The following is a 23556-nucleotide window of genomic DNA, read 5'->3' as shown; positions in this document are numbered from 1 at the left end:
GTTACACGGAGTCACCCGGCCGTTACGGCTGAGTGATATCAGTATCAAACCACTTTTCTGATATCTTGCGCAGCTCACCGCTCTCGCGTAGCTCGTCGAGTGCCGCGTCAACCCGGTCGCGCTGCGCACGGCCCGCTTCGTCATCACGGAACGGCAACGCATTCTCGATGGTCGAGAAAGGCTCGCCCGCCAGTTCTAACGGTAGGCCTTTCTCCTTGATGACCTGTGTCGCACTCACACGATCCATCACAAATGCCTCTACCCGTCCCAAAGCCACATCCTGTTCAATGTTGGACTCATAGGTGCGAATATCGATTTCATCGGCATTGGGCTGCTCACGCAGCAACTGCTCGTAGTTAGACCCCAGGTTCACCGCCACGCTTTTGCCGGATAAATCTTCGACACCTTCAATAGTGTCATTTCCGGCCTTTACCACTACCTGTGCACCGTCATACACATAGGGTTCCGTGAACACATACTTGGCTTCACGCTCTGGGGTAATGGTGATCTGGTTGGCGATCGTATCAATACGCCCCGACTCCAGCATGCCCGCCAGACCCGAGAAGCTAGCCGTCACGAACTCGATGTCATCACCGGTAATCTCGCCAACGGCGTTCATGACATCTACCTCAAAGCCCTTTAGCTCGTCTTGCTCCACAAAGGTAAACGGGAAGTAACCGCCCGACATGCCAACGCGGAGCGTATCGGCCTGGGTCGTGGCGGCAAATACGCCACTGGCAATGCTCAGTGAGAGTGTGGCAAGGGTAATCGTCAGTTTGCGTGTCAGTCGCATGGTGGTGATTCCTGTTGGATAGCTTAAAACGCAAGTAGCACTATCTTACCCCTCCACAAGCAGCAAATAAAAGAATATAAAAGTTGTTTTTTATTCACTATTGATCTTTACGATAGCAGAGAGCGTTTTCCGGCCCATCTAAAAAGCTTCCCATTCAGGCTCACTTTTCTGCATGTTTCGCTGGGGCGACTGCTGAGTGTCAGGCTTAGGTAGTGACGACGACGTGGTGCCTGTGGCACCGCCGCTGAGCTTGAAGGCATCCACCAGGCGGGTGAGTCGGTTGGCTTCCTGCTGAAGCGACGCCGCCGAGCTGCTGGTTTGCGATACCAGCGTGACGTTCTGCTGCGTGGCGGAATCCATTTGCGTCAGCGCCGTACCCACCTGCTGAATACCGGATTCCTGCTCGCGCACGGCCAGCGAAATCTCGTTCATCAGCCCCGATACCTGGCGGATAGCCTCCACCGTATCCTGAATCCCCTCGCCGCTGCGTACCGCTTGCTCGGCGCCGCTGGCGATACGCTGGCTGATATCTGTGATCATTTCGCGAATCTTTTTGGAGGAATCCGCGCTGCGGCTGGCGAGATTGCGCACTTCGCTGGCCACCACCGCAAAACCACGGCCATGTTCACCCGCACGCGCCGCCTCGACCGAGGCATTGAGCGCGAGAATATTGGTCTGGAAAGCAATCGAATCGATGACCTCCACAATCTCGCCCACCTTGCGGGAGCTGGCTTCGAGCTCGCGCATCAATTCAACCGAATGCTGAACCTCTTTGACGCCTTTCTCGGCTTTTTCAGCCGCCTGGCTGGAAATGGTATCGGCATTGCTGGCCGACTCGCTGTTCTGGCGCACGATAGAGGACATCTCTTCCATGCTGGACGCTGTTTCCTGCAGAGCGGATGCCTGCTGCTCGGTTCTGGACGCGAGGTCCTCGCTACCGGAGGCAATCTCGTTCGACGCCACATTGACATTACGGGCACCGTCGCGCACCGCCTGGAAGCTGACATCCATGCGCGCAATAAAGCCATCAAACTCGCGGGCCAATTCGCCAATTTCGTCGCGCCGCTGGCTATCAATACGTGCTGTAAGGTCGCCCTCGCCCTCAGTAATATCACGAATCCGCCCGCTGACCTGGCGAAGCGCCCGGGACATCAGGTTCGGCCCCATCAAGGCAATCACCAGCGTGGCCAATAACACCAATGCCGTGAAACCCATTACCCAACGCTGCTGAACGGCGACGGCCGCCAGTGTTTCTTGCTCCAGCGCCAAGCCACGCGCATCGGCGCTTTCCCCGGCAATGTTGTAAAGCTCCCGCAACGAATTAAAGGCCGCTAACGAGTCGCCTTCCAGTTGTGCCTCAGCGGCGTCAAGCTCGCCGTCTGCATGCAGGTCGAAAACACGCTGGGATGCCGCCTCCCATGCCGTATAGCGATCCTCGAACGGCTCAAGCCCCTCGCTTACCTGTGGATACGCCTCCAGCAACGTGAGGAAGTCATGCATCCTGTCATACGCCTGATCGGCATTTTCGCGATAATCGTCGAACTGAGCGCTCGCTCCATCGCTGCCCGGCGCTTCATGCAGTACTTCAAGTTCAGCCACCCGCGCCTGATACAGATCACGATCCGCATTGAGCACCGCTGAAACAGCCGGGTTAAAGGAGCCACTGAACGCCGTCATGCGTTCACGCATCGACTGGACAAGCAAACTATCGACCACCACGACGCCCAGCAGCGACAAGGCCACCAGGATAAACGCCAGGGTGTATTTCACATTGATCTTGTGGAGTTTTTCCAGCATTGCATCAGCCTTTGAGTTGTCATCTTTATTATGGTGATAGCCAACCCTGGCAGAATGTCGCTGTGTCCTGTCTTTCTACTATCGGCTGCGCGCGGGCGGGCTTTAGCAGGCAATGCCATCGCTAAGATCAAACGATTATGCTCGCGCTGATGCATCAAAGCGCGACCTACAATATCCATAACACTTGGACTAAGAAGATGACGTATGGTCTAGCTGATCATTCCACGCTCACGTAGCGCTTGTATCACCGTATCAGCCGCATTTTCAGGGCTCATGTGCTCGGTCTTGAGATGAATATCCGGCAAGTTTGGCGCCTCGTATGCAGAGTCAATACCCGTGAAGTTCTTGAGCTCGCCACGGCGGGCTTTTTTGTAAAGCCCTTTCGGGTCGCGCGCTTCCACCACGTCTAGCGGGGCATCCACGTAGATTTCGAGAAACTCGCCTTCCTCCAGCAGATCACGCGCCAATTGGCGCTCGCTACGAAAGGGAGAGATAAAGGCCGATAATACAATAAGCCCTGCATCGATCATCAGCTTGGCAGTTTCAGCGACGCGGCGGACGTTTTCAACGCGGTCGGCATCGGTAAAGCCCAGGTCACGGTTGAGGCCATGACGCACATTATCGCCATCCAGCAAGTAGGTGTGCTGGCCGTGGGCAAAAAGTTTTTTCTCGACGAGATTAGCGATAGTCGATTTGCCCGCACCGGATAGTCCGGTGAACCATAGCACCGCTGGTTTTTGGCTTTTCACCATGGCACGCGCTTGTTTATCAATATCCACGTGCTGGCGATGAATGTTCTGACTCCGACGCAGCGCAAAGTTGAGCATCCCCGTACCCACGATGTGGCCCGTAATGCGGTCAAGCAACACAAAACTGCCGGTTTGCGGGGATTCGTGGAACGGATCAAAGGCCACTTCATGGCTCAAGCTCAGGTTGCATACCCCTTTTTCTCCACCCGGCAGCTGCCTTGCCGCCACATGCTCCAGAGTATCGGTGTTGATTTGATGCTTAATGCTGGTAACCGTAGCGACCGCTGATTGCGAGCCCAATCTGATGTCGTAAGGGCGCCCCGGTATAGGGGCCAGTCATAGCTCACGTCAAACTGGTCCGCCGTCTGGGCGGACTGATCGATACCGGAAATGATATCACCACGGTAGATCGCCAGGCCACCTTCCAGCATTAGCGTCACGGGCTGACCCTCGTCAGCCCTATCGATGCAATGCCCATCAGCCGTCAACACCTGAGCAACGTTGCCGGTGCTGACGGAAGGCCGTATGCGGACGTCATCACCCTGTTGGATTACCCCACCAACGATGTTGCCTGAAAAGCCTTCCGCACCCACATCAGTGTTCGTAATATGTCGCACCGACAGGCGGAAAGGCAGGCTCAAACCATCATCACGACTCGCTAACCGGGATTCCAGAAAACCAAGCACTGAAGTACCGGTGTGCCAGGGCATTTTGCGCTTGGCTCAAGTACGTTATCGCCCTGCAATGCAGCGACAGGAATAAAGGTGACCTCAGACAACAGCAGTAGCGCCGAAAAAGCCCGACACTCTCTGGCGACCTCATCAAAAAGCGCCTGGGAATAACCTGTCGCGTCCATTTTGTTGACCACCACCCCAAGACAGCGCACCCCCATCAACGACAGCAACAGACAGTCGCGGCTAGCGGTGGCAGTCATCCCTAGCTGAGAATCCACCACCAGCAGGGCGGCAGGAACCACTACCAAGGGCGGCTGATCCGCTAATGTCTGCCCACAGGCGTCAGTTTCCAACTGACTTATCAGCGTGCTTTTACCAGTCCCCTGGCCACCGCCGATGATGCAATGGGGTGGGGTGGGGCGTCGATAAGCTGGGCTGACAGGTATTGCTCAACAGCCATGAAGAGCAAACTTTTATATGCCTTGATATGCACTACATCAAATTTCATAGCCTAGCTCAAGCATTAATCTTCTCGATGCAGCGTCAACAGTTTCTGCTTCTTTATGGATTAAGTTATCTTTCCATATTCCCCTTCTATCCTGAATGGGTTTATGCATTTGCGGGCAAGTGTGGTCTGACCCTTATCGATCACAGATTGAAGCTAATCGATGATGTGCTGGGGCTCATTAGGAGTCATGCAATCCTCAACCAAGAACTGCCGCCTGAGGACAGTTCTTGGCTACTTAATAATGAAATATTCTTAGCCTTCTCTCACTGAGGCTGTTTGGCATATTGCTCCCATACAGCGGCCACTTCTTCTTTATTCACATTCTTAGAAACCTTGAACAGTCCAGCGGACTCCGCTTTTTCAACAGATTCCAGAAACTGCAACACTAGGTGATAGTGCGGGCGATTCCAAAAATCATGGATGAAGATGCGAGCTTTTTGGGGCTCATTGGAATGTTCGAGAATATGTTGAATCGCCGCCATCGTGCAGGCGACACGGAAACGCCCATCCACGAGAATCAGGTCAAACGGCTGGTCATGCTGATAAATGGCTTGGCTATAAGCAGGAAACTTCTCAGCTGCGTCCATTGACAAAGGAAAACCCCATTCTTTGGTCGGGCCAATATCAACAGCTTCAACTTGACACTGCTCTCCCAGCTTACCTTTAAGCGCGTTCACCCAGTTGGCATCGCTCTCCACGCCTTTGACTATCAAGCCTTCTTTCACTACCCAAACGGTAGAACCGCCAGAACCAAACTCAAAATATTGCTTGGACTTTTTCAGACTTTTCTTAAAAAGCTTGCGTTCCGCCGACGACATATGAGGTGCATCAGGTAGAGGAAATTCAGCTGTCTCTTTCGATTCAGAAGACTCTGGCTTGTCGGTATCAGACGCAAGTAGCTTTACATTCGGCTCTGGCTCTGGCTCTGGCTCTGACTGAAATGCTGTTAGCCTTTCTTCAGACAAGTAATTCTTAGCTTTTTCTTCATCGACTACTGCCAACAGCTCATACGCCATATCCTTGATGCCGTAAACACTATGCAGTAGAAAAGCAAGCTTGGTGCGCTGGTTATCCGTTAGCTGGGCCTGGCGCTCATGGTTGGGCAGAAATACCGCATCGGCGCTCTGCAGCTCGGTGGCCTGGCGCTTTTCCGCCGGCACGCTTTCCGGAAGGTGGCTTAGATGCTGCGGATCGTTAAGACGGTAGAAGCGGAAGCCATGGCGGGCCATCCAATGCTGTATTTCGGCAAGGTTAGGCTGGCGCTGGTGGGTCGGCTGGAAGGCAATGCGTACTTGAATAGCAAGGGTATCTTTCAATGCCTTTTCGCCATGCCCCAGGATGGCGTTGGCGTCGCTCAAGTCATCCAGAATCAGCCAGTCCAGGCTTTCAAGGCCTTCGATACTATCCAGGGCAATGGTATTGACCGGCAGTTTGGTAAGCACCTTGGCGCCTTGAGGGTTGGTACCATACTGCTGTTCGGGTGGCAGAGGTTCCAGCGTGCTGCTGTACTTGGCATCCAAGCACGCATAAAGGGTTGCCGGCTCACCATCCCCCAACACAGTGTGAGGGAATACTTGTACATCCTCGCTGCTTTCAAATTGAGCAAGGTTCTGTACGCGGCTTGCCGGATCGAAGGCGACGGTGCCGAAGGCATTCAGGCGACGTAGGGCATCAAATCCGGGCTCTCGAATCAGTTTGGCGCTGTTGTCAATGACGATAACCTTGCCGGGTAACTGCCAGTTGAAGCCCTCGTTGGCTTTTTTGACTTGCCTGGCATACTCCACAGTGGCCGTCTGTCCCTCGCCCTTGAAGCAGGCTAGGCCCTGCTTGTCGACACTCAGTGCCGCCGGAGCCTTGCCTTCACAGTAACGCTGCCAGATGGCACGCATGGCAATAGTAAAGTGTTTAGCAAAACGTGGGGCATCGCAAACTGGTGACTTTAGGAGGATATCGCGTAAGTGGGAACGAATAGTGCTCAGGCTATTCAGGTCGCTGGCAAGTTCAATAACCCGCTCGCGGTACTCTTCCCAACTGTTTACCACCAGCTCCGGCATGCCAGCATTGACCAGGTGAGAAGCCGAGTGTCGTCCAGCAAAGGTCGGTCCGGGCAGAGTAACCACGGGCACGCCCATATAGAGCGCTTCGCAGGTGGTCAAGCCACCAGAGTAGGGCCAAGGATCAAGAGCGATATCTACACGGCGGTAATTGGCCACCAGCTCCTTGTGAGGAGCCGGCCCCTCCAGCAGCACACGCCCTCGGTTGATGCCTTGCTTTTCCATAAGGACATGCAGTCGTTCACAATAGTCGACATCTGTATATTGACCACCCTTGAGCAGCAACCGCGAATTAGGCAGCGCGTGCATCAGCTGCGCCCACTGATCCAGCAGCACTTCGTTGATCTTCGCTGGATTATTGAAACACCCCAAGGTGAGATGGCCGTTACTCAGGACTGGCAGCAGACCCGGCTCGTCGTTCAGATAGCGGGGCGGCGTATAGCAGATATAGTCATCAGGCAGGCGGATCAGCTTCTCGATATAGCCATCATCCACACCATCGGGGGTTTCCACGGTATCGGAAAGGAGATAATCAACGGCGTCGACCCCGGTGGTGTTGAAGAGCCCCCCCACCCATTTAACGATTAGCGGCGCCGGTTCCTTGGCAATTACCGGTAAACGACTACCCGAGGTATGCCCGGTCATATCAATCAAGATATCGATGGAATCATCACGCACCATCTGTGCCAGATCCCCATGGGAAATATGTGGCACTTCGTGCCAGCGATGCATCAGGGAATTGAGACGACGCGCAGTGGCATCGTTTACTAGACTGTCGGAGTAGGCGTAAAGCTGAAATTGGCCAGGTGGCAAATTTTCCAGTGCGCCAAGAATCATCTGTCCGACCGGATGAGTCTTGAGGCCAGCCGAGATCAGGCCGATACGCAGTGAACGAGCTGACGTCTTTTCGGTGATCGGGCGAGATGGTCGCTTCGCTGGCGCATAACGCCACTGCCACTGTTCACCGATGGAGAGAAGGTCTTTGGCGGTATGCCGAGGATTATAGTGCGCGGTGAAGTAATAATTCGAAAAGGCCAACCAGGCATTTGCCTTCAACTCTATAATCTTACGATACAGATTTTCAGCATCATCGAAACGGCCCATGGTGCCGTATAAATTAGCTAGGTTATTAATTACTCCCAACGACTTTGGATTCTCTTCAGCAAGCGGTTCGAGAACTGATAGTGCTTGGGAATAATCACGCTTTTCGACCAATAGAGAGGCCTTACGCATCTTTGCCAGAACTGCATCTGGAAGATTTTCTAAAGAACGATCATAGTACTTCAAGGCTTGGTCATGACGTCCATATCGCTGATGGATCCCCGCCAGGTGCATATTGGCCTGGTAGTCATCGGGATCCTCCTTCAATGCACGGTTCAGGCGGGCCTCTGCTTCCTCGTAGCGGCCCAACTGTTGCAATGTCTTGCCCAAATTGGTCAGGGCTTCGAGATTTTCCGGCTGGAGCTTGAGGGCTTGTTCCAGCGGCGCCACAGCGGCCTGGGGGGAGCCAGCTTCCATCAAAGCTGTGCCTAGAGCCTTCCAACCAAACGAGTCCTTGGGGAAATGCTCGGTAATCTCGCGTGCCAATGGCACTGCCGTCTCCAGTCGCTTGGCCCGATACTCCTCAAGGAACCGGGTCGCCAAACGCTCGAGCTGACTTTCGCGAGCTTGCTGGTTCGATTTCGTGGGGGGGCGACGCTTGGGTTTGGCCATATCGCTTTTCTCTCTCGAAGATGGTGATCTAATAAAGGCCATTTTATCAGCCTCGGGGTGCCTCAAAACCACGAAAAACGGGATAGCCGATGGCTATCCCGTTCCGTAAGCTCGCGTTGATGCGAAGTTTTAGCCCAGCAGGGAAAGGACGTTCTGCGGGGTCTGGTTAGCCTGTGCCAAAACAGAAGTGCCGGCCTGTTGCAAGATCTGCGCGCGGGTCATATTAGCTACTTCCTTGGCATAGTCGGCATCTTCAATCCGTGAACGGGCCGCCGAGAGGTTCGTCTCATTAGTGCTCAGGTTAGTGATGGCCGACTCGAAGCGGTTCTGAATGGCACCTAAGTCGGAGCGCAGGCTATCCACTTGGTTCAACGAGGAGTCCATGGCCGCCAGCGGGTTGGCGCTGCGCTCGAAGGTCAGGCTGGCCAGGTTGTCACTAGCATCGTTACCGGTGGCATCAAAGCTCAAGGTACCACCGGCAGTTACCGCGGCATCATCAGCTTCAAGTGACATATAGGCAACATTGACACTGGTGCTGGTATCAACGCGCAGTCCCTGCTCGGCTAGATCGTCAGCCTGAGCGTCACTCAAGGTAGTTCCATCGATATTTACCTTGGCGTAGAGGTTACCATCGTCATCAATGAAGGTTGTTGTACCCCCGCTCACGTCGCCAGCATCAAGACCAAAGTGGGTACCATCGACGGTCGTGTTAGCGGTAAACGCTGCAACGGCAGTGGAACTATCCACATACGCGTTAGCGTCCTCTAGATCAGCAGCACTGGTGGTTGCTACCGCAGCATTTTCAGGACCGTCAACATTGAACTTATTCAGGCCCAGGGTATCAGCGTTGATCTCTTCCAGGGAAACCTCAATAGTCTCGCCATCGTTGGCACCTACCTGAATCTGCAGCTTGGTGTCAGAAGCCAGTACCTTAGTGCCGTTGAAGTTAGTCTCTTCCGAGATACGGTCGATCTCGTTAAGACGCTGGTTGATCTCGCCCTGGATGGACTGTAGATCGTCCTGGCTGTTGGTATCGTTCTGTGCCTGAACGGACAGCTCACGGATGCGCTGTAGGTTGTCGTTGACTTGGTTGAGTGCACCTTCAGCCGTCTGTGAAACGGAAATACCGTCGTTGGCGTTACGCTGTGCTTGGGAAAGACCGTTGATCTGTGAAGACATACGGTTGGCGATGGCCTGACCGGCGGCATCATCCTTGGCACTGTTGATACGCAGGCCAGAACTCAAACGCTCCATAGATGTAGACAGAGCATTCTGCGACTCACGCAGGTTCTGCTGACCGATCATTGATGTGATGTTGGTATTGATCACTGACATGGTGTGATTCTCCTTGCTTGGACACTGGCCCTGAGGCCTGCTTTCGGCCACCTTGTGTGCCGTTATATTTACTAACGGCTAGGCGAGGAAAACCTTTAGGGCTGCGGGCTAAAAAATTTAAAAATATGGATAGAAATATTTTGAAAAGTGCCAAATTGCAGAAGCAAAAGGACAGGTAAGACCAACACAGGACCAAAAGGCCCTGTGGTTAGCTGAATAGCGGCTCATCTTCCAGAGCTTCCGGGTATTAATCGCGACCTAGCTGGGCGTCCAAGGCATCAAACTGCTGAGTGAGATAAGAACTTGTGCTGTTCATCTGGGCGATCATGGCATCCAACTGGCCAAACTGGGTACGGTAGCGGGATATAGTGCGCTCAATACTGCTTTCCATACGCTCGTATCGTTCGTTCAGGCTCTCAATACGGGTTTCTGCGCCGCTAATCGCACCTTTCACCCGCCCGTTGTCGCCAAGCAATTGCTCCAGAGTCGTGCCCATCTGGCTGGCAAACCCAGGTGATGCGTCACTGCCCACAAAAAAGTCTTGCAGCGCATTAGGGTTGTTGGCGGCTAGGTCGCTGATGACCTCATCATCAACCGCCAAAGTGCCATCGCGCTCAATGCTGATTCCCAGCTGGCTTAACATGCCAAACTCGCCATCGTTCACGCTTGTGCTAAGCGCCTGACGTAGGCGAGATTCCACAGCTCGCGCGGTACTATCGCCCAGCAGTCTACCCGCATCCCCGGTCTCGCTGTTAAAGCTGGTCAACTTGTCCATGGTAGCTTTGAATGAATTGTAGGCCTTGACGAATTCACCAACGGCGTCGCGCACGGCCAGGGTGTTGCGTTCTACCTTAACTGTACTAGTAGCCGTTTCGCCTACGGCAATACTCAACCCATCAAGGTTGAGGGTAACGCCTTGAATCGCTCCCTCAATAAGGTTGTTAGCACTTGTAATAGCGATGCCATTTACTGAAATTGCTGCATCTTGGCCTGGTTGCTGGGTCGCGGCATCCTGGGAAAAAGGCCCGGCAGCCGTCGCGCCCAGATCATCAACAAATTCAAAGGCATTGATAGACGCATCCGCACCGGTGTTTTTTGCACTAAGCGCCAGGCGATAGCCTTCGCCATCGTTGATAATGGTCGCATTAACACTGGAGTTTTCATCAGCGTTGATGGCATCACGCATATCGGCCAGGCTGCTGCCAGTGGCAATGGCCACCGTCACAGTATCGCCGTTGCCGGCGGTCAGCTTAATCCCAGTAGCCCCTTGCAAGGCAAGCTCGGTGTCTTGCTCCGCGACTCGGGTAGAGGCAAGCGTGCCTGCCGTGGCCAAGGCCGATACCTCTACACTGTAGCTCCCGGGTAGGGCGCCTGCCGTGGCAGTTGCAGAAATTGTTGCCCCGCTTACCTTGGCAGAAAGACTTTGATAAAGCTTGGGATCGTTAATCGCTTCGACGGCTGTCTGGAAGCTGTTGAGCGCTGACTGCAACTGACCGTAAGCTGAAATCTTGGCCTTTTGTTGCGCTTGCTGTTGAACGATGGGAGTGAGTTTTCCACGTTCGGCTTTTTGTAATTGGTCTAACAAACCGTTTAGGTCAAGGCCTGAGCCAATACCGAGAGAGGTTATCGTCGCCATACTGGGAGTCCTCAGTGTAGAAGGCTAAACCAAACACGTATTGCGCCCATCAACAGGCCGCCCGTGTTCTACTTTTTTCGATGTTTTAATAGATGTACTATGATTGTCGGCCAAAAAGAAGGCAACTTTAGCGCTTTTTTATTTCTTTAAATATTGATGGCGACCTCAGGATGCAAAAAAGCCTGCGCAAGGCAGGCTTTTAAGCGTAACCAACTGAATTGTCTGAGTGCTAGCGGCCCAACTGAGCATCCAACGAAGCAAACTGCTGAGTCAGGTAGTTACTGGTCTGGTTCATCTCAGCGATCATGCCGTCCAACTGGCCAAACTGGGTACGGTAGCGGTCGATGGTCTGCCCGATGGATTGCTCCATGCTGGTGTAGCGACTCTCGAGCGATTCAATACGGCTTTCACTACCACTGATCGCGCCAGTCACGGTACCATTGCTGCTCAGCATCTGCTCCACGGCGGTGTCCACCTGGCCTGCCAGGCCGGGATTATCGCCATCGCCCGCAAAGAAATCGGAGAGCGCCTGCTGGTCATTAGCGACCACGTCATTGAGCTTGTCTTCATCCAGCGAGAGCGTGCCATCCACTTCAAGCGAAATGCCTACCTGGCTAAGCATCGAGAATCCTTCGCCCTCTTGTGCAACACTACCGCTGAGCACGCTACGCATGCGAGACTCAACGGTGCGTACCGTGCTATCACCATTGAGCGGCCCGGCTTGACCTGTCTCCTCGTCAAAGCTTGTCAGCTCGCCTGCTGCCTCTTTCAGCGCGTTGTAAGAATCGACAAATGACGTGATTGCTTCACGAACAGAGCGTGTATCCTGCTCGACAACAACGGTGCTATCACCCGTGCTTTGCAGGTTCAGCGTAACGCCTTGAATCGCTCCCTCCACTTGATTGGTTGAGCTAGTAATATCAATACCGTTGACGTTCAGCGCAGCGTCAGTACCGTCTTGCAATGTGTTTGCTGTGTCAGCCGCAAATGGTGCATCGCCATCGAAAGTAAAGTTACTGATGGACGCATCCGCACCGGTTTCACGGGAGCTTAGCGCCAGACGGCTTTGCGTACCATCGTTGACGATAGTGGCATTGACACCCGCGTTTTCATCCGCGTTGATGGCGTCGCGGATATCTTCCATCGAACTGTCGGCGGCGATGGCAACCGTCGTTTCACCGCCGTCGCCAAAGGCAAAGGTCATGTTTTGATCGGCCGTCGTTAGCGCCGCCTCTGGGTCATCTACCCCGTCAGAGGCCAAGGTGCCGCGCGTGGCCATGGTGCTCACGGTGATGTCGTAGCTGCCGGACACAGCGGTTTCATCGGCGGCAGCGCTGACTGCCTCACCACTTACATTGGCCGACAGGCTGCCAAAGAGAGTGCTGTCCGCCAAAGCGCTGGCAGAATCCTGAAACGTCGAAAGCGCACTCTCAAGCTTGCCATAGGCCGAAATCTTGGTTTGCTCGGTATTTACTTGCTGCTCTATCGGGACGAGCTTTTCTCGTTCAGCGCTTCTGAGCTGATCGAGCAAGCCGTTCAGGTCCAACCCTGACCCTATACCGAGAGAAGAAATAGCACCCATAAGCTAACCGCCTTTTTTGAAACGAGTGGAGCAACCGCCTTCATTAGCGCCCATTCATAAACCTTATCGGGCTGACGTGTTGCCAACGTCAAATATGTTCTATGTCGTTACTGATTATAACTCGGCCTAGAAAGTACAACCTTGAACATTCTAGCCAATTTTTCTGTACCAAAATGTAACCAAGCGTGTGCGAGTGCACGCTAGCGCCCTACGCCAAGGTACCTAAGCCCCGCCGCCTCGGCAGCACTTGGGGTAAATAGGTTGCGTCCATCCACCACCAGCTTGTCGTTTAACTGGCTGGCCAGCCATTCCAGATCGACGCTGCGAAATGCTTTCCATTCGGTGCAGATCACCAGGGCATCCGCGCCTTTCACTGCCTGGATGCGGTCGCCGGCGAGGAGCAAGTCGTCGCGCTCGCCATAAATCCGGCGACATTCAGCCATGGCCTCAGGGTCGAAGGCCTGCACCTTGGCGCCTGCCTGCCAGAGCGCTTCCATCAGCGTGCGACTGGGCGCTTCACGCATATCGTCGGTATTGGGTTTGAAGGCAAGCCCCCACACGGCGATGGTTTTACCCGCCACATTACCCAGTGATGTTTGCAGTTTGGTGAACAGCGTCTGTTTTTGCTGCAGGTTGACCGTTTCCACCGCACTGAGCAGCGCAGGCGTATAGCCCAACTGGCGGGCGATGCGTTCCAGGGCCTGCACATCTTTGGGAAAGCACGAGCCGCCATAGCCGCAACCAGGGTAAATAAAGTGATAGCCAATACGCGGGTCGCTGCCGATACCCCGGCGCACGTCTTCGATATCCACATCGAGGCGTTCGGCAAGGTTGGCCATTTCGTTCATGAAGCTGATCTTGGTGGCCAGCATGGCGTTGGCGGCGTATTTGGTCAGCTCCGCTGCGCGCACGCTCATGAACATCAGTTTTTCGTGGTTACGGTTATAGGGCGCGTAGCATTCGTACATGCGTTCTTTTACCCGATCACTTTCAGTGCCGACGATAATCCGCGCGCCGCGGGTGAAGTCCTCGATCGCTGCGCCTTCCTTCATGAATTCAGGGTTGGAGCACACATCAAAGGGCACATCGACGCCACGGGCAGCGAGGGTTTCGCTGATTGCCGCCTGCACCTTCTCGGCGGTACCCACCGGCACGGTGGATTTGTCGATCACCAGCTTGTAATCGTTCATGTGCTGACCGATGGTGCGCGCGACATCCAGCACGTAGCGGAGGTCTGCACTGCCGTCTTCATCCGGCGGGGTGCCCACAGCGATAAACACCAGCTCACCATCGCGCACGGCTTGCTCGGCGTCGGTGGTAAAGCTGAGCCGCCCGGCGTCGACATTGTGCGCCACGATATTGCTGAGGCCCGGCTCGAAGATGGGCACTTCACCGGCATTCAACTGAGCGATCCGCTCGGCGTTGACGTCCATGCAGGTGACCTGATGGCCGACATCGGCCAGGCAGGCGCCTGCGACTAATCCTACGTAACCGGTTCCAAAAACACTGATATGCATGCCGCGTTAACTCACTCATCAATACGGGTGGCGAAATTTATAACGAGCTTATCACGTCGCTCAGGCTTTGATGACGGGGCGTGGCAGGAAAAACATGGGATAGACGTTGGTCTAATATCGACTTTCGTTTATAATGCGCTGCAGCAGCTCGATATTGAGAACAGAGCGTTGAACATGCGTTTTCAGACGCTCAGTGCTGCCCGGCTAACGCATCAGGAGAAGGAAATGCCCAGCGACATGTCCACTGCCAATCACGTTCAGCGCAGTTTACGCCAGTGTTTAGCTGTCGTGGCCGAGATGCTTTACGACAACGGTCATGTGCTTGAAACCATCACCCTGAACAAGCGCGGCCTGAGCAGCAAGGAACTGCAGTTGCTTAGCCAGAACGCGCCGGACTGGACCACCTGCCAGCAGGTGTTGGAGACCAGCCAGGCAGCGACCCGCAACGAGCAGGGTCGATTTGTATTGACCCCCATGGGGCGCGAATTGATGTTTGATATGTTTGGGGAAGGCGCAGCGGACTGCGCCTGAACGAGCCCTGAAACTAAAAGCGATTGATTAGCGGATACCGAGAAAGGACAGGATAAACAGCACGACCACCACCAGTCCGATGATGTAGATAATATTTCTCATAAATGCACTCCTTGCGAATTACGTGGTTAAAAAGCAATCTGTTGCTGGCCTGTTCAGACTAGCAGGCCTTCCCGGGTTTTGCGTATTCAAGAGGTTGGCTACCCCCCATTTATCTGGACGGGCTGGAACCCTTGCATAGCGTCGGTTCAAACAGGTTCCTGTTTGCCGAGGTGTCGCCATGCGCTTGTTGATGTCCGCCGTTTTTTTCGCTGCCACATTTTTTCCCTCCGCCCTTAATGCCCAACCAACGTCTCCTCCACCACCCAACGCCGATGCGCTCAACAGCCTGAGCGACGACGCCAGCGGTTATTCGCGTTTGCACAGCATCGTGGTGGCCCACCAGGGTAGGATCATTCACGAGCACCACCAGGGCGGCCCGGGGGTTGATGCACCTTCGAACATCAAGTCGCTCTCGAAAACCGTACTGGCGGCGCTGGTGGGGGCGGCTATCGAAGAAGGTATCGTCGAATCCACCGATCAGACGCTGGTGTCGCTGCTCGGCCATCGCGTGCCTGACGCGGCGGCCCCGGAAGTTGCTGACATCACCGTGAGCCATCTGCTGTCGTTGCAGGCAGGGCTTGAACGCACGTCTGGCCAGAATTACGGCGCCTGGGTGGCCAGCCAGAACTGGGTGGAAGATGCGCTGACACGGCCATTTGTCGACCGACCCGGCGGGCGCATGCTGTATTCCACTGGTTCCAGTCATCTTTTGTCTGCCGCGCTGACCTACACCAGCGGCGAGTCCACCTATGCGTTGGCCCAACGGCTGTTGGCGGAGCCGCTGAATATTGCCATTCCCCCCTGGCTGCAGGACCCTCAGGGGATCTACTTCGGCGGTAACGATATGCAGCTCTCGCCGCGTGCGCTGGTGGCCATCGGCGAGCTGTATCGCAACGACGGTGTCGTCGTTGATGGCAACGGCAACGAACAGCGTGTACTGCCGGAAGGCTGGGTCGAGCGCTCCTGGACGCCGCGGGGCACCTCGCGCTGGACGGGCGACGGTTACGGCTATGGCTGGTTTATCACCCAGTTGGGCGGCGAAGACGTCTATTACGGCCGCGGCTTCGGCGGTCAGGCGCTGTTTGTGGTCCCCGAGCGGGCGTTAACCATCGTCATGACCGCTGACCCAACGCCGCCCTCGCCCGGCGGGCAGTTTCAGGAACGCCTGAATGCCATGGTGGCGGATCTATTAACGCACGGGTAAGTCGACTATTCCTTTTTGTGTCCCAGGCTCATCAGGTAGAGCGCAGCGGCCAGGGCGAGTACTGAAAGCGCCAGGTAGATCGCCTCCAGCGGGGTCGCGAAGCGGATATCCACCACAGCGCGGAAAAACTCAATGATCACTGCGAGAATCACCACGCGAGCGATTTTATCCTTTAGTTGATCGAGCGAGGCGACGTTGAACGGATGATGCGGATAGCGCGCTTCCGCCTGGTCAATACGCGATACAAACAGCCGATAGATGCCTAACCCGAATATCATCAACACGATGGCAATGAGATAGATATCCACGGCGATAATGATATCGGGCACCAGGCTTTCATGGATATCGACGCTGCTGTCCACGAAATAGTAGCGCAGCGTGCGCATCACGACCTTGAAGATATCGACCGTGCCTACCGCAAACAGCATGACCGCACCGATCAGGCTGGGCACCACGGCCAGCATGACCAGAAACCGGGAGTTCCATAGTGCGGTTTCGACGCGCCGCTCCCAGCGGCCTTGCTGTTCGGGCGGCTTGGGGGGCGTCGGTGGCGTATCGGTCATGGTCGATTCCTTGTTACTAGCGCAGAAATTAAAGCAGGCCAACGAGAATGAGCGTGCAGGTGACGCCGAACAGCGCAACGCCCAACAGCAAAGCGGCACCGTCCCGCGCGACCAACCCCAGGCCCAGCAGCGATAGCGCCAGCCCGGCGCCGTTGGCAGAAAAGGGGATGAATTCCATGGGCGGCATGGCCAGGGCAATCATCAGGCACACAACCGCGGTCACGCGGATACCAATATAGCCGGTTAACCACGGCAGGCGAACCCGCAGCAGCCCATCGATCCAGCGGGCAGGCTTCTTTAGGTAGTAAATGCCTTTATCGAACTTATCCCGTGAAATAGAGCGTTTGAGCATCCAGCCGGGCAACCAGAAGGTTTCCCGCCCGACCAATAGCTGTACGGAGACCAACAGCACCAGCAGCGCCATCAACGTGGGCATGCCGGGAATATCGCCAATGATCGGTGCCAGCGTGATCAGCCCCGTCACCAATAACAGGGGACCAAAGGAGCGTCGCCCCACGGCATGCACCACATCGTCAACGCTGACTCGCTGAGCGTCCTGCTCCATGCGCTCCAACGACGCAATTAGATCCATTAACGTCGAGCCTTCGCGGCGATCATCCATTCTGGTTAATACGCTCTTCGGTTAATAGCTTGGTGCGAATAAAATCGCTGTGGCTGACGTGGAGCAGATCCGCCAGGCGACGAATACGATGTTCTTCCAGAGCATCCACACTGCCGTCGGCCCAGGCCAGTTGCCACATCAACGCCACCAGTTCGCAGCGCTGGTCGTAGCCGTAGTGATCCTTGATCAGGCTGACAAACTGGTAGTGGTCGACCGCGTCTTCCACTTCGTCCCGCGCCATTGCCATCAGCTCGTCAACATCGGCTTCACTGAGCTGGTAGCGCTGAAGCAGCATTTCCCGCAGCGCTGCTAGCTCGGCGTCGCTTGTATCGTAGTCGGCCCGGGCGATTTCAAACAGCAACGCGGCCGAGGCCAGTTCGAGCGTGATGGTCCGGTTATCGCGCTGCTCGGGTTGCGCAAGCGTGCGCTGAAAAAACTCTTGGATGGTATCCAGCATGGGGTTCTCCTCCGCCCGCAAGACGCTGCGAGCGCCTTAAGACTGCTTGGTCAGTTGCTCTTTTAACTGTTTGGGCACCTGCTTGATGATCAGCCGGTCCTGGGTGGCGTCGTATTCGATGCTTGAGCCGAGCAGGTGCGAGTCAAAACTGATCGAGACGCCGCCCGCACGCCCGGTAAAGCGTCGGAATTGATTGATCGTGCGCTTGTCCGGGGGAATTTCCGGGGACAGACCGTAATCGGCATTGCGAATATGCTCGTAGAAGGCCTTGGGCTGTTTTTCATCGACCAGCGCTGAGAGTTCGTCGAGCGTCATGGGTTCCCCACGGCTCATCTGATCGTTGGCGTAATCCACCAGGGTGTCGGTTTTTTCCCGGCTGGCCTCATCGTCGAAATCCTCTTTCTCGACGTAGTCGCTGAAGGCTTTGAGCAGTGTGCGGGTCTCGGTAGGCGCGTCGATGCCTTCTTCCATACCCAGCAAGGCCATCATCCCCTCGCCCAGCTTCTTGCCGCCGCGATCCTTGAGGAACGACACATACTGGGCATCCGGCGAATCGCTCTGCCATTGGCTGAGGTTGATCCTGGCGGCCAGCGTCAGCTGACGGGTGTTCAACTGGGCGGCGGGCACCGCCTGGTGCGCATCATCAATGCCAATGCCCTCGCGCTGGTGGGCAAGCCCCATGAAAAGCGTTTCGGTGTCGCCCTGGCGCTGGTGGCTGATCACCAGGTAACCACTGACTGACAGCTGCTCTTGAAGCGTACTGACGAGCCGCTCAGCAAGCGCAATGGCAAGCTCGGTAAAGGGCTGCTCACCGGCAAGGTAGTCTTTCAGCCACACCGATAACGGCCCGGCGTGCTCGCCCTCTTCGGCAAACCGCCCCCAGCCTTTGGGCTTGGTGTTGTAGGTGTCGTTGAGCGCGCTGACCAGGCTTTCCATGACCGGCTCGGCGCTGTCGGCCTCAACCGGGGCGGCGGTCAGCGTCAGGCGCTCGCCGTCAAGCGTCGGGTCCAGGCGATGGACGATACTGTGCAGAAGTGGCATAAGACGTGTGGCGCTCCCTTGCTAGGGTTTAAGGCTAGGGTTTGAGACGGTAGCCGGTGCGGAAAATCCAGCCGATGGTGGCTAAACAGACCGCCAGGAACAGGCATATCATGATCACGCTGGCCGCCAGGCTGACGTCGCTGATGCCGTAAAAGCTCCAGCGAAAGCCACTGACCAGATACACCACCGGGTTGAGCAGCGTGACGCCCTGCCAGAATGGCGGCAACATGTCGATGGAGTAAAAACTGCCGCCCAGGAAGGTCAGCGGCGTAATCACCAGCAGCGGCACCAGTTGCAGCCGGTCAAAGCCTTCGGCCCAGATGCCGATGATAAAGCCCAGCAGGCTGAAGGTAACCGCGGTCAGCACCAGAAAGGTCAGCATCCAGAAGGGATGCGCGACTTCCAGGGGTACAAAAAACCCGGAGGTGGCAAGAATGATCAGCCCCAGCAGAATCGATTTGGACGCCGCCGCCCCCACGTAGCCCATGACAATCTCCAGGTACGAGATGGGTGCCGAGAGCAGCTCGTAAATGCTGCCGGAAAACTTGGGAAAGAAGATCCCGAACGAGGCATTCGATACGCTCTGGGTCAGCAGCATCAGCATGATCAGGCCCGGCACGATAAAGGCGCCGTAGCTGATACCGTCAATCTCGCTAATGCGCGAGCCAATCGCCGCACCAAAGACGACAAAATAGAGCGATGTCGAGATCACCGGCGAGACAATACTTTGCAGCAGGGTGCGCCGGGTACGCGCCATTTCGGCCATATAGATGGCGCGAACAGGATAGAGATTCATGCGCGCTCCTTAACCAGATCAACGAAAATATCTTCCAGCGAGCTTTGCCGGGTATGCAGGTCCTTGAAGGTGATGCCTTCGCGTTCAAGGTCGGTGAGCAGCGCGGGAATACCGTGGCCGTCCTCTTCTTGGTGGCCGTCGTAGGTATAGACCAGCTCATGGCCTTCGGCCGTCAAGCTGAGCTCCGGGCGGTCGAGGGCGGGCGGCAGGGTTTCCAGCGGCTCGTTGAGGTACAGCGTCAGCTGCTTGCTGCCCAGCTTGCTCATCAGCGCGTGCTTGTCTTCGACCAGCACGATTTCGCCGTTGTTGATCACGCCGATGCGGTCGGCCATTTCTTCGGCTTCTTCAATATAATGGGTGGTCAGAATAATGGTCACGCCGTTATCGCGCAGCTCGCGCACCACCTGCCACATCTCGCGGCGCAGCTCGACGTCGACACCGGCCGTCGGCTCGTCGAGGAACAGGATGCGCGGCTCATGGGACAGCGCCTTGGCGATCAGCACGCGGCGTTTCATGCCGCCGGACAGCGTGATCAGGCGGTTATTGCGCTTATCCCACAACGCCAGCGATTTGAGCACGCTTTCGATATGCGCCGGATTCGGCGACTTGCCGAACAGCCCCCGGCTGAAGCTGACCGTGTTCCAGACGGTTTCAAACGCCTCGTTGGTGAGCTCCTGGGGGACCAGGCCAATGCGTTCGCGGGCCTGGCGGTAGTCGGCAACGTTGTCGAAGCCGTCCACCAGTACCTGGCCTTCGCTGGGGTTGACCAGACCGCATACCACACTGATCAGCGTGGTTTTGCCCGCCCCATTGGGGCCCAGCAGGGCAAAGATTTCGCCGCGCTGAATCTGTAAATCGACTCGGCTGAGCGCTTGAAAACCGCCCCGGTAGGTTTTATTTAGACCTCGGATTTCGATAATGGCATCGTTCAAGGCAAGCTCCTGACAAAGCGGCCGATGTGAGCCGCTGATGGCGAATGGCGCGGGCGCTAGTTTAGCACGGGCAGTAAACGAACGGCTGGCTACCAGGGTGTTCCCAATGCGCCGCTGTGTCGCAGGGCTAATCCGACGCCTGCCAGCGCACGCTCGTGTTCACTGACCGCATCTGGCCCCTGGGTGCAGGCAACCACGGCCCAGGCGGCATTGGGCATGTCGTCACGCTCTACCACCCCGGCATCGCAGCTGCGCCGGTCCTGGGTGCCCGTCTTGTGGGCAAAGCTCACCGCCCCACCCAACCCTTGTTTTAACCGTTCTTCCCCGGAGCTGGTGTTGGCCATCAGGGCAAGCAACTCATCGCGGGGCGTACCCTGGAGGTCGGGCATGGCGCCCAGGTAAAGTGTTGCCAGTATGTCGCCAACGGCGCGCAAGGTGCCGACGTTTTCGCCGCTGGCGTGATAGGCGTCAAAGGCGTGATGGTAGTCAGGCTGATTGAGGGCCTGAAGCTCTACGCCAAGCCGCTGCGCCAGGGCGCGAGGGCGCTGACTCACGGGTGACTGACGGAGATTTATAAAATCCATGCCGCCAAGCTTACGCGCCTCGGGATGGAGCTCACCGTAGACGCCCTGGCGCACCTCCACCAGCTTGGAGATTGGCCCCAGCGCCGCGGGGTCACCACCGTTGGCCGCCACCATGGACTGGGCGCGATGGTTGACGTTATCCAGGCCAACGCGGTCTATCAGCATATCCGTGGCAGTGTTATCGCTCACGGTAATCATCTGCTCCAGCAAGTAGCCCACCGAGATAGACGTGCCGGGGTCGTGCCAGTTGGTGGGCCCTGCGCCGTCCACGTAATCGCTTTTTGAAAGCGTCAGGCGCTCGTGGGTGGGCACCCCCTCGCCCAGTACTTCTGCAGCCATCGGCACCTTGATCAGCGACGCGAGGTACCAGGGCTGATCAGCCTGCCAGCGGTAGGCCTCACCGCTGGAAAGATCTTGCACATAGACGCCAATATCACCGGAGAAGCGTTCCTCTATCACGCTCATTCGCGCATCGAGGTCGCTTTGCCATGTGCTGCGTTTGTCCACTTCATGGTACCAATGCGCGTCGTACGCTTCCGTTTTTAAGGGCAGTGCAAACAGCAGCGCTACCGCCACAAGTCCTTGCTTTATCCATTTTTGCAAACCATTAACTCCAGGCTTTCTTCGCATTTAACGATGTCGGGCCATCCAGCGGGTCAGCCAAATCCATGCCGCAGTGCCAAGAATTAACAGCCCGCCAATCCCAAGCGCCTGTGGATAGCTGTAGTCGCCCTCGCCATCCAACAGGAAGCGCAACACCAGGAAAATCATCACGATATGGAAAATAAACGACTTGAGTGCATCTGAGCCGACCAGGGTAAGTGGCTTAAGCGCCCTGGCCGCCTTGGTGCCACCCGCCAGGGCCAGGGCGAATATCACCAGCGCACCGCCCAGGCTGAACAACATAAAAGCCATCCCGGGAGGATGTTTACCCTCGTTATTGGCGACCGCCAACATGGCAGCGTAAACGTCACCACCAGCCAGCGCCAAGCCATAAAATCCGGCAATCATGACCGCGCCCATACCCAGCAAGGCGAGCGTGAGGCGACGTTTCAGCAATCGATCGCCCGAACAGCGCAGCAACGCTTCGCCCAACAGCAGCCCAAGCAAAATAAGCGGCGCCCGGCTGATCTGGCCCCAGGCGTAATGGTCTTCATGGTCCACCAGCAGTGCCTTGAGGATGTCATTGCCACCGAATGAAACCCCTTGCAGCCAGGCGGCCAGGGCGGTGAGCAGCGCGATGACAGCCAGCCGACCCCACAACGGTGTGCGCGCCCACAGCGGCAGGATCAACGGCACCCAGAGCAGGGCGATGGCATAGAAGCCGAGAATTTCCACCCAGATACCAAAGCGACCGTAGAGCAGCGCATCGACAATTTCACTCGGCGTGTTGAACGGCAGCATTTCAATGATCAACAGCGCCTTGTACCAGAACCAGACCTCCACCGCGCGCAGCCAGAGTTTCAGGCGGCGTTTGGGCCAGTCCTCCTGATTAACATGGGAGAGAAACGCCACCGCCAGGGCAACGCCAAACACCAGGATGAACAGCGACGAGGAAAACTTGGTGAGGAAGTGAACCGGTACCATGCCCCAGTCGGGCACATTGCGGATGCCCACTAACCCGCTGACGGAGTGGCTGACGATCATCAACCCGATCGCGATACCGCGGGCTAAATCAATCGCCTCAATGCGGCCTTCCGCTTTGGGCAGATGGGGCGTTTCGTTCCAGGCAATCGCCATCGGCATGTCCTTATTTCCTGTGCTGATCCTGTTCAGTCAATAAGTTAATACCGCATTTGGGGGCGATTATGAACCCAGTGCTTGCTTGCAGGTTCAACGCTTTCGGATGCAGCGTGCCCGGCGCGATGACTCATCGCACACGCGAAATGCCCCACCAGAGGCGGGGCACTTGAAACTCAGCATTGAATTTAAGGCGTTAAGCAACTGGCATAAAGGAATTACCAGTCGGAATCATCTTCAGAATCGGAACCAGCGTCCTCTTCTTCCGTCGTTTCCCAATCTTCCTGCTCTTCTTCCTCTTCCTCATAAGTGGTGGTGCCTTGACCTTCCTCTTCGGAATCGAAGGAATTCATTGAGCCTTGACCTTCATCCTCCATCGTTTCTTCCTGCGGTGCAGGGTCTTGCTCGTCTTCTTCATGCATGTCAGCAAAGGCTAGCGGGCTGGCCATCAGACCGAAAGATACACCGAGGATGCCTAGCTTCTTGAGAGATTCCGTTTTCATCATGATACTGCCTCCTGTTTGGCTTCACTTTCTGATAAGAACGTCAGGCCTTCCTACCCGTCCGTTCTTACCTGAATATTTGCAGCCAACATGCCAGAGATTTAAATAAATAAAACAATTACT

The 23556-nt window shown here is 55.9% G+C and carries 21 protein-coding genes; 2 read left to right on the top strand and 19 right to left on the bottom strand.

What is annotated here, in order from left to right:
* Positions 1-22: 22 nt before the first annotated feature.
* From ADS46_RS04140 to ADS46_RS04090, 10 genes are all read right to left on the bottom strand, one after another.
* Entirely contained in the window at positions 23-793 is a 771-nt protein-coding gene (locus ADS46_RS04140) for an amino acid ABC transporter substrate-binding protein (protein WP_066316657.1), read from the bottom strand.
* A gap of 138 nt (positions 794-931) precedes the next feature.
* Complete coding sequence (locus tag ADS46_RS04135) at positions 932-2590, bottom strand: methyl-accepting chemotaxis protein (RefSeq protein WP_066316656.1); 1659 nt, start codon at positions 2588-2590, stop codon at positions 932-934.
* Between the two features lie 209 nt (positions 2591-2799).
* Positions 2800-3603: an adenylyl-sulfate kinase gene (gene cysC, locus ADS46_RS18840; protein WP_420706090.1), complete on the bottom strand. Its 804-nt coding sequence runs from the start codon at positions 3601-3603 to the stop codon at positions 2800-2802.
* Entirely contained in the window at positions 3519-4049 is a 531-nt protein-coding gene (locus ADS46_RS18835) for a hypothetical protein (RefSeq protein ID WP_199825188.1), read from the bottom strand. Before ADS46_RS18835 ends, cysC begins: the two co-directional genes overlap by 85 nt.
* Positions 3998-4366, bottom strand: a complete 369-nt coding sequence (locus ADS46_RS18830) for a GTP-binding protein (RefSeq protein WP_066316647.1) — start codon at positions 4364-4366, stop codon at positions 3998-4000. Before ADS46_RS18830 ends, ADS46_RS18835 begins: the two co-directional genes overlap by 52 nt.
* Before the next feature lie 418 nt (positions 4367-4784).
* A complete protein-coding gene (locus ADS46_RS04110; protein ID WP_066316642.1) occupies positions 4785-8288 on the bottom strand; it encodes a tetratricopeptide repeat protein in 3504 nt (1167 codons plus the stop codon).
* 129 nt (positions 8289-8417) lie between these two features.
* On the bottom strand, positions 8418-9623 hold the full coding sequence (locus ADS46_RS04105; protein ID WP_066316638.1) for a FliC/FljB family flagellin: 1206 nt from the start codon (positions 9621-9623) through the stop codon (positions 8418-8420).
* A 247-nt stretch (positions 9624-9870) separates the two neighbouring features.
* Positions 9871-11259: a flagellar filament capping protein FliD gene (gene fliD / locus ADS46_RS04100; protein WP_066316635.1), complete on the bottom strand. Its 1389-nt coding sequence runs from the start codon at positions 11257-11259 to the stop codon at positions 9871-9873.
* A 229-nt stretch (positions 11260-11488) separates the two neighbouring features.
* Entirely contained in the window at positions 11489-12841 is a 1353-nt protein-coding gene (gene fliD, locus ADS46_RS04095) for a flagellar filament capping protein FliD (RefSeq protein ID WP_066316633.1), read from the bottom strand.
* Between the two features lie 200 nt (positions 12842-13041).
* The gene (locus tag ADS46_RS04090) at positions 13042-14358 is read right to left on the bottom strand and encodes a UDP-glucose dehydrogenase family protein (protein ID WP_066316631.1); all 1317 of its coding nucleotides are present in this window, start codon (positions 14356-14358) and stop codon (positions 13042-13044) included.
* A 174-nt stretch (positions 14359-14532) separates the two neighbouring features.
* On the opposite strand from ADS46_RS04090, the gene ADS46_RS04085 reads away from it, so the two are divergent.
* Complete coding sequence (locus ADS46_RS04085; protein WP_324611649.1) at positions 14533-14889, top strand: hypothetical protein; 357 nt, start codon at positions 14533-14535, stop codon at positions 14887-14889.
* 280 nt (positions 14890-15169) lie between these two features.
* The gene (locus ADS46_RS04080) at positions 15170-16195 is read left to right on the top strand and encodes a serine hydrolase domain-containing protein (RefSeq protein ID WP_066316626.1); all 1026 of its coding nucleotides are present in this window, start codon (positions 15170-15172) and stop codon (positions 16193-16195) included.
* A 5-nt stretch (positions 16196-16200) separates the two neighbouring features.
* On the opposite strand, the gene ADS46_RS04075 is transcribed toward ADS46_RS04080, so the two are convergent.
* From ADS46_RS04075 to ADS46_RS04035, 9 genes are all read right to left on the bottom strand, one after another.
* Positions 16201-16758 (bottom strand): YqhA family protein, encoded by a 558-nt coding sequence (locus ADS46_RS04075; protein WP_082925975.1) that lies wholly within the window; start codon positions 16756-16758, stop codon positions 16201-16203.
* A gap of 28 nt (positions 16759-16786) precedes the next feature.
* A complete protein-coding gene (locus tag ADS46_RS04070; RefSeq protein ID WP_066316623.1) occupies positions 16787-17380 on the bottom strand; it encodes an exopolysaccharide biosynthesis protein in 594 nt (197 codons plus the stop codon).
* The gene (locus tag ADS46_RS04065) at positions 17373-17837 is read right to left on the bottom strand and encodes a TerB family tellurite resistance protein (RefSeq protein WP_066316618.1); all 465 of its coding nucleotides are present in this window, start codon (positions 17835-17837) and stop codon (positions 17373-17375) included. Before ADS46_RS04065 ends, ADS46_RS04070 begins: the two co-directional genes overlap by 8 nt.
* Before the next feature lie 36 nt (positions 17838-17873).
* Entirely contained in the window at positions 17874-18878 is a 1005-nt protein-coding gene (locus ADS46_RS04060) for a nucleoid-associated protein (protein WP_066316615.1), read from the bottom strand.
* Positions 18879-18912: 34 nt separating this feature from the next.
* The gene (locus ADS46_RS04055; protein WP_066316609.1) at positions 18913-19674 is read right to left on the bottom strand and encodes an ABC transporter permease; all 762 of its coding nucleotides are present in this window, start codon (positions 19672-19674) and stop codon (positions 18913-18915) included.
* The gene (locus ADS46_RS04050; RefSeq protein ID WP_066316604.1) at positions 19671-20606 is read right to left on the bottom strand and encodes an ABC transporter ATP-binding protein; all 936 of its coding nucleotides are present in this window, start codon (positions 20604-20606) and stop codon (positions 19671-19673) included. Before ADS46_RS04050 ends, ADS46_RS04055 begins: the two co-directional genes overlap by 4 nt.
* An 89-nt stretch (positions 20607-20695) precedes the next feature.
* Positions 20696-21793 (bottom strand): serine hydrolase, encoded by a 1098-nt coding sequence (locus tag ADS46_RS04045; RefSeq protein ID WP_234346760.1) that lies wholly within the window; start codon positions 21791-21793, stop codon positions 20696-20698.
* A 27-nt stretch (positions 21794-21820) separates the two neighbouring features.
* Positions 21821-22936 (bottom strand): OpgC domain-containing protein, encoded by a 1116-nt coding sequence (gene opgC / locus ADS46_RS04040; protein WP_066316598.1) that lies wholly within the window; start codon positions 22934-22936, stop codon positions 21821-21823.
* A gap of 212 nt (positions 22937-23148) precedes the next feature.
* On the bottom strand, positions 23149-23436 hold the full coding sequence (locus ADS46_RS04035) for a hypothetical protein (protein ID WP_082925974.1): 288 nt from the start codon (positions 23434-23436) through the stop codon (positions 23149-23151).
* Positions 23437-23556 lie beyond the last annotated feature (120 nt).

Source organism: Halomonas sp. G11, from assembly GCF_001663515.1.
GTDB lineage: Bacteria > Pseudomonadota > Gammaproteobacteria > Pseudomonadales > Halomonadaceae > Vreelandella.
This window is presented reverse-complemented; position numbering and strand designations above follow the sequence as displayed.